General features: G+C 67.3%; 14 protein-coding genes. 13 read left to right on the top strand and 1 reads right to left on the bottom strand.

Features of this window, described 5'->3' with window-relative positions; genetic code table 11:
- The first annotated feature begins 223 nt into the window (after positions 1–223).
- Positions 224–1840, top strand: a complete 1617-nt coding sequence (locus ABDW31_RS18580; protein WP_343699384.1) for a methyl-accepting chemotaxis protein — start codon at positions 224–226, stop codon at positions 1838–1840.
- A 115-nt stretch (positions 1841–1955) separates the two neighbouring features.
- Here ABDW31_RS18580 and ABDW31_RS18585 read toward each other — a convergent pair whose 3' ends face one another.
- The gene (locus tag ABDW31_RS18585) at positions 1956–2267 is read right to left on the bottom strand and encodes a hypothetical protein (protein WP_172270253.1); all 312 of its coding nucleotides are present in this window, start codon (positions 2265–2267) and stop codon (positions 1956–1958) included.
- Between the two features lie 297 nt (positions 2268–2564).
- Between ABDW31_RS18585 and ABDW31_RS18590 the strand changes: the two genes are divergently transcribed.
- The 12 genes from ABDW31_RS18590 to ABDW31_RS18645 all read left to right on the top strand — a co-directional run bounded on the left by ABDW31_RS18590 (position 2565) and on the right by ABDW31_RS18645 (position 12434).
- A complete protein-coding gene (locus tag ABDW31_RS18590) occupies positions 2565–4586 on the top strand; it encodes a methyl-accepting chemotaxis protein (RefSeq protein WP_184723045.1) in 2022 nt (673 codons plus the stop codon).
- Entirely contained in the window at positions 4583–4870 is a 288-nt protein-coding gene (locus tag ABDW31_RS18595) for an STAS domain-containing protein (protein ID WP_184724233.1), read from the top strand. The genes ABDW31_RS18590 and ABDW31_RS18595 overlap by 4 nt, the downstream gene beginning before the upstream one ends.
- A complete protein-coding gene (locus ABDW31_RS18600) occupies positions 4867–5232 on the top strand; it encodes a response regulator (protein WP_062095129.1) in 366 nt (121 codons plus the stop codon). Before ABDW31_RS18595 ends, ABDW31_RS18600 begins: the two co-directional genes overlap by 4 nt.
- A gap of 93 nt (positions 5233–5325) precedes the next feature.
- Positions 5326–7611, top strand: a complete 2286-nt coding sequence (locus ABDW31_RS18605) for a chemotaxis protein CheA (protein ID WP_343699385.1) — start codon at positions 5326–5328, stop codon at positions 7609–7611.
- Between the two features lie 3 nt (positions 7612–7614).
- A complete protein-coding gene (locus ABDW31_RS18610) occupies positions 7615–8082 on the top strand; it encodes a chemotaxis protein CheW (protein ID WP_172270245.1) in 468 nt (155 codons plus the stop codon).
- On the top strand, positions 8082–8963 hold the full coding sequence (locus tag ABDW31_RS18615) for a protein-glutamate O-methyltransferase CheR (RefSeq protein WP_343699386.1): 882 nt from the start codon (positions 8082–8084) through the stop codon (positions 8961–8963). Before ABDW31_RS18610 ends, ABDW31_RS18615 begins: the two co-directional genes overlap by 1 nt.
- Positions 8963–9997, top strand: a complete 1035-nt coding sequence (locus ABDW31_RS18620) for a chemotaxis response regulator protein-glutamate methylesterase (protein ID WP_343699387.1) — start codon at positions 8963–8965, stop codon at positions 9995–9997. The genes ABDW31_RS18615 and ABDW31_RS18620 overlap by 1 nt, the downstream gene beginning before the upstream one ends.
- Positions 9998–10001: 4 nt before the next feature.
- Entirely contained in the window at positions 10002–10391 is a 390-nt protein-coding gene (locus ABDW31_RS18625; RefSeq protein WP_172270239.1) for a response regulator, read from the top strand.
- Positions 10388–10957: a chemotaxis protein CheD gene (locus ABDW31_RS18630; protein WP_184723033.1), complete on the top strand. Its 570-nt coding sequence runs from the start codon at positions 10388–10390 to the stop codon at positions 10955–10957. The genes ABDW31_RS18625 and ABDW31_RS18630 overlap by 4 nt, the downstream gene beginning before the upstream one ends.
- Positions 10958–10962: 5 nt before the next feature.
- Positions 10963–11358 (top strand): chemotaxis protein CheU, encoded by a 396-nt coding sequence (locus ABDW31_RS18635; RefSeq protein ID WP_184723030.1) that lies wholly within the window; start codon positions 10963–10965, stop codon positions 11356–11358.
- A gap of 6 nt (positions 11359–11364) precedes the next feature.
- Entirely contained in the window at positions 11365–11967 is a 603-nt protein-coding gene (locus ABDW31_RS18640) for a response regulator (protein WP_184723027.1), read from the top strand.
- The gene (locus ABDW31_RS18645; protein ID WP_343699388.1) at positions 11964–12434 is read left to right on the top strand and encodes a chemotaxis protein CheE; all 471 of its coding nucleotides are present in this window, start codon (positions 11964–11966) and stop codon (positions 12432–12434) included. The genes ABDW31_RS18640 and ABDW31_RS18645 overlap by 4 nt, the downstream gene beginning before the upstream one ends.
- The last annotated feature ends 199 nt before the right edge of the window (positions 12435–12633 follow it).

Raw genomic sequence — 12633 nt, forward strand, 5'->3', positions numbered from 1 at the left:
TGCGACGCTTCGTCACGGCCAAGCTCTGGTCGTGACGGCCTCCCGACTTAGAGGCGGGGGCTTTGACCTCTGTTGTGCAAAGGTTTTCAGCGCGGGCGCCTTTCCGGGGCGGGCCCATGCACGTCGAAGGTGTTGCGTCGAACCGCCGCGTCGTCCGGATGAAGATTTAAGCTCGCGTTAAGCACGACCGCCGAGCCTTGCGCCCATATCAACGGGGGCGGCTATGAGCCAGGATCACGCGATCAGCGAACGGGTGGCGTTCATGGGGTTGGACGACAAGGCGCGGGGCGCCTTGCGCGACCTGCAGCCCGTCATCCGCAAAAACATCGGCCCCGCGCTGGACGCCTTCTACGCCAAGGTCCGCGCCACGCCCGAGACCCGCAAGTTCTTCGGCAGCGACAGCCACATGCAGTCGGCCTCGGGCCGCCAGCAATCGCACTGGGACCTGATCTCCAGCGCCGAGTTCGACCAGAGCTACGTCCAGGCCGTGCGCACCATCGGCCAGACCCACGCCCGCATCGGCCTGGAGCCCCGCTGGTACATCGGCGGCTACGCCATCGTCAGCGAGCACCTGATCCGAGCCGCCATCGACGAGGTCTGGCCCAAGGGCTTCATGGCCAAGGGCGACCCGGCCAAGGCCGGCGACAGCCTGAGCGCCCTGATGAAGGCGGTCATGCTGGACATGGACTTCGCCATCTCGATCTATCTCGAAACCATCGAGGCTGAGCGTCGGCGCCTGGAAGCCACCCGCCAGGCCAACGAGCAGGCCCAGATGGCCGTGGTTCAGGCGCTGGGCGATGCGCTGGACCGCCTGGCCCAGGGCGATCTGGTCGGCCGGATGAACAGCGATGTGACCCCGGAATTCCAGAAGCTGAAGGACGACTTCAACAACGCCGTCGGCATCCTGGAGCAGGCGATGAGCCGCGTGGCCGAGGCCACCGACGGCATCCGCTCGGGCACGGACGAGATCGGCGTCGCCGCCGACGACCTGTCGCGCCGCACCGAGCAGCAGGCCGCCAGCCTGGAAGAAACCGCCGCCGCCCTGGACGAGATCACTTCGACCGTCCGCCGCTCGGCCACCGGGGCCAAGCAGGCCCAGGACGTCGTGGCCGGCGCCAAGGCCGAGGCCGAAAAGTCGGGCGTCGTCGTCGACCAGGCCGTTGCGGCCATGGGCGAGATCGAAACCAGCTCGCGCTCGATCGGCAACATCATCGGGGTGATCGACGAGATCGCCTTCCAGACCAACTTGCTGGCCCTCAACGCCGGCGTCGAAGCTGCGCGTGCGGGCGAGGCCGGTCGCGGCTTCGCGGTGGTCGCCCAGGAAGTCCGGGCCCTGGCCCAGCGTTCGGCCGATGCGGCCAAGGAGATCAAGACCCTGATCGCCAACTCGACCGCTCAGGTCGATCGTGGCGTGGGTCTGGTGGGCCAGACCGGCGAGGCCCTGCGCGGCATCGTCGGCAAGGTCGCCGAGATCGACGAACTGATCGCCCAGATTTCGTCTTCGGCCCAGGAGCAGGCCACGGGCCTGAACCAGGTCAATACGGCCGTGAACCAGATGGATCAGGTCACCCAGCAGAACGCCGCCATGGTCGAGGAGACGACCGCTGCGACCCACTCCCTCAAGGGGCAGGCCTCGGAACTGATCAAGCAGGTGTCGAGCTTCCGCGTCACCGCCAGCCGCGCCGCGCCGGTTCGTGCGCCGGCGGCCGTGGCCGCTCGTCCCGAGCCCGTCCGCGCCCCGGCTCCGCAGGCTGCGCGTCCCGCCAGCCGCCCCGGCGTCTCGGCCCCGGTCTCGCGCGGCAACCTGGCCGTGGCCAAGGACGAGTGGGAAGAATTCTAGGACACGGCAAGTCTAGCGAAAGACCATGACCTTGCGCGCCGTCCTCCAGACAGCAGAACGCCCCCGCCGACCGTGTCGGCGAGGGCGTCATGTTCCCCTTGAGGGGAGAAGAAGCTTACGCGCCGCCCGGGAAGCGGAACGGGACCTTCACGGTGCCGGTCTTGGCGCCCATCGGCAGCTTTTCAGCGATGCACATGGCGGCCTTGTCGAAGCCCTTGCCCGCGGCGCTGTTGTCGACGACCTTGCAGCCCGACAGCTTGCCGGCGTCGGCATTGCACTCGAGCATCACTTGCGCGGCGTCGCGGGTGTTCGCGAACTGCTGCAGGCAACGGCCCATTTGGTCTTCAAAACCGCCGGCGGCCGAAGCGGCCTGAGCGACGAACAAGCTGCCAGCGATTCCCGCGGCAATAGCGATCGGATATTTCATCCCGCTGCTCCCAGTAAAGTTGTCCCGTCCGGTGGACGACGCGCCAATCGGACGCAGGGGCAAATTCGCCGAAGCCAGTTAAGATATCCTGAGTCATCGAAGAATATTCGATTTTTACTTTCAAATAACCATACTAATTCATTAATTTCCGTCCTCCCGGAGTCGTCCCTCTTTATAGACTCCGGAATGGGGGTGGCGTGGCCAAACGAACGGCCCGAGAGCACCTGCGCGACTTATCTCGAATTCCTTTTAACCAAGTCAGAGGTTGTTAGGAATCTATCGGGATTATCCCGCTTCATGTTGGCGAGCCGTGTGCACGGAGCGCTGGTTGGAGGGGACCTCGCGATGAAACGGATTCGTCTCGTCGATTTGCCGTTGATCATAAAGATCGGCTTCGCGCCGGCGTTCGCACTGCTGATGCTGGCCCTGATGGCCGCCGGCTCAATCGTCGTGCAGAACAATCAGTCGGCCGCGCTCAAGCAGGTCGTGGAAGCCGACATGCGCCAGAACATGGAGATCCAGGCGGTCTCCAAGCGCATCTCGAACATCAACGGTGAGCTCTACACCGTGATGACCCACAAGGCCGGCAACATCGATCTGGACAAGAACGACGCCCGTATGGCGGCGATCCTGACCGAGACCGATGCGGTGAAGAAGGATCTGGCCGCGCTCAAGGCCAAGCTCCCCGCCGCCGAACAACCCAAGATCAACGAACTGATCAAGTCGCTTGAAGAGTGCCGCAGCGCCATCGACACCGTGTCGGGCATGATCGGCGTCGACTTCAACATGGCCGTCGGCTTCATCGCGCCGTTCGAGGAACAGTACGCGAAGATGACCGGTCTGCTGGATCAGGTCGTCGCCACCGCCAACAAGCGCATCGAGACCGAGGCCGCCAAGCGCCAGGCCGAGGCCGCCGCCGCGATGGGCGTCACCATCGTCCTGTCGCTGATCACCCTGGCCGCCGTCGGCGGTCTGGCCTGGTTCACCGTCATGACGACCCGCAAGTCGATCAACGACATCGCCGGCGCCACCGACAAGCTGTCGAAGGGCGACAACAGCATCGACCTGGAGCGCCTGACGCGCGGCGACGAACTGGGCGCCATCGTCTCGGCCCTGAAGGTCTTCCGCGACAACCAACTGCACCTGGACCAGCTGCGCGCCGAGCAGGAAAAGACCGCCGCCCTGACCGCCGACGAGCGCCGCGCCAAGGAAGCCGCCTCGGCCGCCTCGGCCAAGGAAAGCGCCCTGGTGGTCAGCAGCCTCGCCGAAGGCCTGGAGCGTCTGGCTCAGGGCGACCTGACCTTCCGCGTCACCGCCGAATTCCCCGGCGACTACGCCAAGCTGAAGAACGACTTCAACGGCGCCATGGGCTCGCTGCAGGAGACGATGAAGGTCATCGCCGCCTCGACCGACGGCCTGCGCACCGGCGCCGACGAGATCGCTCACGCCTCGGACGATCTGTCGCGCCGCACCGAACAACAGGCCGCCAGCCTGGAAGAAACCGCCGCCGCCCTGGACGAGCTGACCGCCACCGTGCGCCGCACGGCCTCGGGCGCCCGTCAGGCCTCGGACGTGGTCTCGACGACGCGTGGCGAAGCGACGCATTCCGGTCAGGTCGTCCATCAGGCAGTGTCCGCGATGGGCGAAATCGAGAAGAGCTCGGGCCAGATCAGCCAGATTATCGGCGTGATCGACGAGATCGCTTTCCAGACCAACCTTCTGGCCCTGAACGCCGGCGTCGAAGCCGCGCGGGCGGGCGAGGCGGGCCGCGGCTTCGCGGTGGTCGCCCAGGAAGTCCGGGCCCTGGCCCAGCGTTCGGCCGAAGCGGCCAAGGAGATCAAGACCCTGATCTCCAGCTCGACCCAGCAGGTCAGCCAAGGCGTCAGCCTGGTCGGCCAGACGGGCGAGGCGCTGCAACGGATCGTGGCGAAGGTCGGCGAGATCGACGCCCTGGTCACCGAGATCGCGGCTTCGGCTGCGGAGCAGGCGACCGGTCTGAACGAAGTCAACACGGCCGTGAACCAGATGGATCAGGTCACCCAGCAGAACGCCGCCATGGTCGAGCAATCGACCGCTGCGACGCACTCGCTGAAGGGCGAAACCGCCGAGCTGGTCCGTCTGATGGCCCGCTTCCAGGTCGGTGGATCCTCGAGCGCCTACGCCCGTCCGGCGGTGGCCGACACGACGCAACATGCCCCGGCGCGCAATCCGGTGGCCGAGCAGCAGGCTCGCCTGAACGCCTTCGCCCGCCCGGGCCGGAGCAGTGGTTCGGCGGCTGTCGCCCAGGCCCCCGCGTCGGATAGCTGGGAGGAGTTCTGATGGCTGCCATTGCGCTGCCTGAAAACCTGGACCTCAAGGCCGCCGCGCCTCTGAAGGCCGCTCTGATCGAACGCCGCGGCGGTCCGATCGAAATCCAGGCCGACGAAGTCCGTCGCCTGGGCGGCCTGTGCCTTCAGGTGCTGCTCGCGGCCCGCAAGGCCTGGAGCCGCGATGGCCAAGCCTTCTCCATCAAGGGGCCTTCCGAGGCCTTTGTCGAAACCACCCGTCTTTTCGGCGCCGAAGGGGCGCTCCTCTCGGCGGAATTCCAAGGAGCTGAATCGTGACGCGTACGATTCTCACGGTCGATGACTCCCGCACGATGAGGGACATGCTGCGCATGGCGCTCGCCGGCGCCGGGTTCAACGTGGTCGAGGCCGTCGACGGCGAGCATGGTCTGGAGGTTCTCTCCGCCCATCGCCCCGACGTGATCATCACGGACATCAACATGCCCAAGCTGGACGGCTTCGGCTTCATCGAGGCGGTGCGGGTCGATGACGACTATCGCGCCATCCCGATCCTGGTCCTGACCACGGAAAGTGACCCGGCCAAGAAGCAGCGGGCTCGCGAAGCCGGCGCGACAGGCTGGATCGTCAAGCCGTTCAATCCGGAAAAGCTGGTCGACGCCATCCGCCGCGTCGCCGCCTGACGGATACCGGGCCTGGATCTGATCCAGGTCAAAGAACTCAGTGCCGCTTTGTTTGAGCACCCGTTGCTAGACGCGAATTAGGACGTACGGGAAATGGACGAGCTAGAGGCCATCAAGGTCACCTTCTTCCAGGAATGCGAGGAACTCCTCGCCGACCTCGAGGGCGGTCTCCTGGCCATGCAGGAAGGGGCCGGCGACCTCGAGACGGTCAATGCCGTGTTCCGCGCCGTCCACTCGATCAAGGGCGGCGCCGGCGCCTTCGGCCTAGAGCCGCTGGTGCGCTTCGCCCACGTGTTCGAGACTCTGCTGGACGCCGTTCGCGGCGGTTCGGTGCCGAACACGACCGACCTGGCCGCCGTCCTGCTGCGGGCTTCCGACATCCTGGCCGACCACGTCAGCGCCGCTCGCGGCCTGGGCGATGTCGACATGGCTGCTTCGGCCGCCATGGCCGAGGAACTGGCCCACTGCACCGATCCCTCGTCCGCCCCGGCCCCCGCCGCCGCGGCGCCGGTCGTCGAGGAAGCCGCCCCGGCTCCCGTCGTGGCCGTCGACGATGCAATGGACGACGACGATCTGGGCTTCATCTTCGTGCCCCAGACCATCACGGTCGAGGCGCAGGCCGCCGACGCCGAGCTGGAGAGCTCCAACACCTGGACGGTGTCGATCCGTCCGAAGTCGGACCTCTATCGCAAGGCCAACGAGACGGCCCTGCTGCTGCGCGAGCTGAACCGCCTGGGCCCGATCAAGGCGACGCTGGACGACAGCGCCCTGCCGGCGCTCGAGGATCTGGATCCGGAAGCCGCCTATGTCACCTGGAGCGTCACGGTCGAGACCGACGAGGACGAGGCCGCGATCCGCGAGGTCTTCGAATTCGTCGACGGCGACTGCGACCTGGAAATCACCCGTGGGACCGGCGCCGCCGTCGACACCATAGCTTCGCTGCTGACGATCGCCGATGCGCCGGTGATCCACGATACTGCCGCCGTTGAGCCTGTCGCTCCGGCCCCCGTCGTGGTCGAGGCCATTGCGCCGCCGTCCGTCGTCGAAGCCGCGCCCGTCGCGCCGACGCCCGCTCCCGCGCCCGTCGCGGCTGCTCCGACGCCCGCGCCGGCCGCCGCCGCGCCGGCCCAGAAGGCCACGCCGGTCGAAGTGCCCGGTCCGGGCCAGTCGGTCATCCGCGTCGACCCCGAGCGCATCGACCGCCTGATCGACCTCGTCGGCGAGCTGGTCATCAATCAGGCCATGCTGGCGCAGCGCGTCGGCGAATATGGCATCGCCCCGTCCTCCAACCTGGCCATGGGTCTCGACGAGCTGGAACAGCTGACGCGCGAGATTCAGGACAGCGTCATGGCCATCCGCGCCCAGCCGGTGAAGTCGGTGTTCCAGCGCATGCCGCGTCTGGTCCGCGAAGTCGCCAACATGACGCACAAGCAGGCTCGCCTGGTCATGGACGGCGAGAACACCGAGGTCGACAAGACGGTCATCGAGCGTCTGTCCGACCCGATTACCCACATGCTGCGCAACGCCATCGACCACGGGCTGGAAAGCCCCGAGGAGCGCAAGGCGGCCGGCAAGAATCCCGAAGGCGTCGTGCGCCTGGCCGCCCTGCACCGCAGCGGCCGGATCGTCATCGAGGTCTCCGACGACGGCAAGGGCATCAACCGCGAGCGGGTCTTCTCGATCGCGGTCAAGAAGGGCCTGATCGCCGCCGACACCCAGCTGACCGACGAAGAGATCGACAACCTGATCTTCCTCCCGGGCTTCTCGACCGCCGACAAGATCTCGGACGTGTCGGGCCGCGGCGTCGGCATGGACGTGGTCAAGCGCTCGGTGCAGGCCCTGGGCGGCCGCATCTCGATCGCCTCGCGTCCGGGCCTGGGCTCGACCTTCACCCTCAGTCTGCCGCTGACCCTGGCCGTGCTGGACGGCATGGTGGTCGACGTCGCCGGCGAGACCCTGGTCGTGCCGCTGGCCGCCATCGTCGAAAGCCTGCGTCCGAAGCCGGAAGAAGTTCGTCCGCTGGGCCCGGTCGGCTCGGTGCTGGCCGTCCGCGACAGCTTCGTGCCGCTGATTGATGTTGGCCTGACGCTCGGCTACCGCGACCAGAGCCCGCATCCGACCGACGGCGTCGTGCTGCTGGTCGAGGGCGAGGACGGCTCGCGCGCCGCCCTGGTGGCCGACGCCATCCACGGCCAGCGCCAGGTCGTCATCAAGTCGCTGGAGCAGAACTACCAGCAGGTCGAGGGCGTCGCCGCCGCGACGATCCTGGGCGACGGCCGCGTCGCGCTGATCCTCGACGTCGACGCCACCATCGCGATGCGCCGCCGTGAAGGCGGGGCCCCGCGTCCCACCGAACCCACTCTCATCGCCGCGGAGTAAGTCATGACCGACCTTGCCACCGCCACCGGCGCTGACCGCCGCGAACTGATCTCCTTCCGCGTGGGCGAGCAGGAGTACTGCGTCGACATCATGGCCGTCCGCGAGATCCGCGGCTGGAGCCCGGCGACCGTGCTTCCGCAGACCCCGGGCTTCATGCGCGGCGTCATCAACCTGCGCGGCGCGGTGCTGCCGATCATGGACCTGGCCTGCCGTCTGGGCATGCCGGTGATCGAGCCGACCGTGCGCAGCGTCTTCATCGTCGTCGCGGCCGGCGACCGCACCGTCGGCCTGCTGGTCGACGCGGTCTCGGACATCCTGTCGATCAACGACGACATGGTGCAGCCGACCCCCGACATGGCCTGCGACACGGTCCGCAACTTCGTGCGCGGCATCGTTTCGATCGAAGGCCGCATGATCAGCGAGATCTCGCTGGACCGTATTCTGCCCGAACGGGAGGCTGTGGCCGCCTGATGCCGACTTCCTCCGCTTCCGTTTCCGAACGCCGCGAAGCCATTGTCGATGGCGAGTTCGCGTTCACGACCCAGGACTTCAAGCGCATCGCCGCGCTGCTGTACGACCTGGCCGGCATCAGCCTGCCCGACAGCAAGGCGACGCTGGTCTATTCGCGCCTGGCCAAGCGCCTGCGCAATCTGGGCCTGCGCTCGTTCACCGAGTACTGCGCCTTCGTGGCCAGCGACCAGGGCGCGGCCGAGAGCCAGGAAATGCTCCGGGCGCTGACCACCAACGTCACGCGCTTCTTCCGCGAGCCGCACCATTTCGACGACCTGCGCGCCAACGTGCTGGAGCCGATCGCCGACCAGGTGCGCGCCGGCCGCCGCCTGCGCCTGTGGTCCGCCGCCAGCTCGTCGGGCCAGGAGCCTTATTCGATGGCCTTCACGGTGCTGTCGGTTTGGCCCAATGCGGCCGAGCTGGACATCCGCATCCTGGGCACGGACATCGACACCAACGTGCTGGCGACCGGCCGGGCGGCCTCGTACGACGAGAGTCTGCTGGAAGGCATCCCCGCCAATGTGCGGGGCCAGTACTTCGAGCGTGATCCTGCCGATCGCCGCAACTGGCGCGTCTGCGAGGCCGCGCGCAGCCTGGTGGCGTTCCGTGAACTCAATCTCAACGGCCCGTCCTGGCCCATGAAGGGGCCGTTCGACGCCATCTTCTGCCGGAATGTCGTGATCTATTTCGATGAACCCACCCAGGAACGCGTCTGGAGCCGCTTCGCGCCGCTCCTGGCTCCTGGCGGCCGCCTGTACGTCGGCCATTCCGAGCGCGTCGGCGCCTCGGTGACTGCATTCGAGAGCTGCGGTTTGACCGCCTATAGAAAGGTCGGCCGCTGATGCCAAAGATTCGCGTCCTCGTCGTAGACGACTCCGCCACGATGCGGAGTCTGATCACGGCGGCTCTCAACCGTGATCCCGAGATCGAGGTGGTCGGCGGCGCCGGCGACCCGTTCGAGGCGCGGGGCATGATCAAGGCCCTGAACCCCGACGTCGTCACGCTCGACATCGAGATGCCGAACATGAACGGCATCGAGTTCCTCGAGAAGATCATGCGCCTGCGGCCGATGCCGGTGGTCATGGTCTCGACCCTGACCCAGGCCGGCGCCGAGATGACGCTGCGAGCCCTGGAACTGGGCGCGGTGGACTGCGTGGGCAAGCCCGCCGACGCCACCGGCACCCAGGAAGCCCTGGCCGACATCGTCACCAAGGTGAAGATCGCCGCTCGCGCCTCGGTGCGCACCAGCGCCGACACCGCCGCGGTCGCCGCCCCGCCGCGCCGCAAGGACTTCATGCCCTCGGGCGACATCGTGGCCATCGGCTCGTCGACCGGCGGGGTAGAAGCCCTGCTGTCGATCCTGACGCTGTTCCCCGAGACCTGCCCGCCGACCGTCATCACCCAGCACATGCCGGCCACCTTCACCGCCAGCTTCGCCGCGCGCCTGGATCGCGCCAGCGGGGCCAAGGTGCAGGAAGCCACGGACGGCGCCCTGCTGGAGCCCGGCAAGGTCTATGTCGCCCCCGGCGGCGCCACGCACCTGGAGGTCGTTCGCTCGGCCGGCCTGCGTTGCCGCCTGGTCCAGGGCGACCCCGTCAGCGGCCACCGCCCGTCGGTGGACGTGCTGTTCAACTCGGTGGCCCAGGCCGTCGGCGACAAGGCGGTCGGGGCGATCCTGACCGGCATGGGTCGCGACGGCGCCCAGGGCCTCCTGGCCATGCGCAAGGCCGGCGCCAAGACGCTGGGCCAGGACGAAGCCTCGTGCGTCGTCTACGGCATGCCGCGCGCAGCTTTCGAACTCGGCGCTGTGGAAAAGCAGGTTTCCCTGTCCCACATGGGCCAATCCATCCTCGATCTGGCCTCGGCGAGGCGCTGAACCCATGCCCCAAGCAAGCACCATCTCCGTTCTGGTCGTCGACGACCAGCTGACCATGCGGGCGCTGATCCGAAACGCGCTGCAGCAGATCGGCTTCAAGGACATCCGCGAGGCGCCCGACGGCGAGGAGGCTCTCAAGAACCTCCTGGCCAAGCCGGCCAACCTCGTCATCTCGGACTTCAACATGCCGAAGATGGATGGCCTGGCGCTGCTGCGCGCGGTGCGCTCGCACCCGCCCATCCGTCAGACCGCCTTCGTCATGCTGACGGGCCGCGCCGACCGTGAATTGGTCCAGCGCGCCGTGCAGTTCGGCGTCAACAACTACTGCGTCAAGCCGTTCACCGTTCAAGGCTTGAAAGAGAAGATCGAACAGGTGTTCGGGCCCCTGACATGACGCATTTCGCTCATCACGATGATCCTGAACGCGCGGTAAAGGTGCACGTCACGCAGGGCGAAAGCCATGTGTCGACCGACCCGCAGGTGGTGATGACCACCGTGCTGGGCTCCTGCATCGCCGCGTGCATCCGCGACCCGCAAGCGGGCGTGGGCGGGATGAACCACTTCCTGCTGCCGGACGCCGGCGACGGGCGCGGCACCGGCGGCGACGCCGTGCGCTATGGCGCCTATGCGATGGAACTGCTGATCAACGACCTGCTGAAGCGCGGCGCCCGCCGCGAGCGGCTGGAAGCCAAGATCTTCGGCGGGGCCAAGCTGTTCGACGGTCTGTCGGACGTCGGCGCCAGCAACGCCGCCTTCGCCGAGCGTTTTCTGCGCGACGAAGGCATTCCGATCGTGTCGTCCAGCACCGGCGGGGTCTCGGCCCGTCGCGTCGAGTTCTGGCCGACCTCGGGCCGGGTGCGCCAACGTCTCGTGGCCGTCGACAACGCGCCGCAGGACGTCCGTCGTCCCACGCCTCCCCCGATGCCCGCCGCGTCCAGCGGCGACGTGGACCTGTTCTGACGCCCATGACCGCTTTGCCGCTGCCGTCGTCGCCGATCGTCTCCCTGGAAGAGCATCTTCCGGTCGGAGAGCTGTCGCGTCGGCTGGCGGCGGAGCTGGCCTCGGCCGCGGCCATCTGTCGAGACTGCGAACATCTGGCCGGCGATCTGGCCACTGGCGGCGCCACGCTGGAGAACCTCTCGCGCCTGCAGGCCCTGGACGAGCTGAGCCAGCGCCTGCACGGCCTGTCGGAAGTGCTCGAGCGCATCGGCCAGCACGCCTCGGGCGAATGGAGCATGTCGATCGCCCCGGTCCTCAGCGGGCTGGGCCTGGCCGACATGGCCCAACGCCTGCGCGCTGACGAGACGATGCGAGAGCAGAAGGGCCAGAAGGCCGAAGCCGGCGAGTTGGACTTCTTCTAGGTCACGATGGCCGACGCGCTCCTCCCCTCGACGCGGATCAATCTCGAGCGGGCCACGGTGCTGGTCCTGGACGACAACGGCCCGTCGTTGGACATTTTGTCGCAGGTCGTTTCCGGTTTCGGCGTCAAGCAGCTGTTCCGGGCCGAGAGCGTGCCCGACGCCCAGTCGCTGATCCGCACCAAGACCTTCGACCTGATCGTCAGCGACGTGCAGATGCCGGTCACCGACGGCATCGAGTTCATCGAGTGGCTGCGCAAGGATGGCGGCGAGACGAACCGCTACATCCCGGTCATCCTGCTGACCGGTCACACCCGCACCTCGCAGATCTTCAAGCTGCGCGACGCGGGCTCTAACTATGTCGTGGCCAAGCCGCTGACGCCGAAGGTGCTGCTGGAGCGCATCTTCTGGGTCGCGCGCGAGGAGCGCGCCTTTATCGAGTGCGACAACTACATCGGACCCGATCGGCGCTTCAAGCACGAGGGACCCCCGCCCGGTACGGACGGCCGGCGGCGGGACGACCTCCCGGCGGAGGTGGGCGAAGCGCAGACGCCCAACATGTCGGATGACGAAATCGCCAATATGATGCGCCCAGCCAAGGTGCAGATATGACCGTTCGCAAGTTCCGCCCGCCTAACCGCCTCGCCGCCCTGATCAAGGACAAGGGCGGGATCCTGGCCAAGGACGCCCTGATCGCCGCCGAGGCCGGCGTCGAGACCCTGCGCGAGTCGTCGATGGCCGCGCTGGACGAGAGCCTGGGCGAGATCGAGCGCCGCTTCGGCAAGGCCGCCGAAGGCCGCGCCGACGAGAGCTTCGAGGCGCTGTACCACCTGGCCTCCAAGGTCATCGACGTCAGCCTGTTCGTCTCGGACGCCGGCATCGACAAGGCGGCGATGTCGCTGTGCGGCCTGGCCGACAGCTGCGCGGAAGCCGGCGCCTGGCGCTGGGACGCCGTGGATGTCCACCTGAACGCGCTCAAGCTGCTGCGATCCGTCGGCGCCCAGCTGCCGGTCGACCAGCGCGACGCCATGCTGCAGGGCCTGTACCAGGTCAGCCACTACCGCCCCGACGACGCCTAAAGCCGTTACGGCGCAGCTTTTGGCGGCCTTATCTGTGTCGCAAACGCCACGCCGGACGAACTCTCCCGATTGCAACGAGATTGCGGTCTTGTGACCGAACGTGGCCTTTGTTAGCTGTCTGATACCGGTGTCAAATATCGATGTTCCGATCTGACACCGGTGACAAAAACGAAGATCAGGGCTGAGGCCGGATTTCGCG

It is taken from the genome of Caulobacter sp., assembly GCF_039596335.1.
Classification (GTDB): Bacteria; Pseudomonadota; Alphaproteobacteria; order Caulobacterales; family Caulobacteraceae; genus Caulobacter.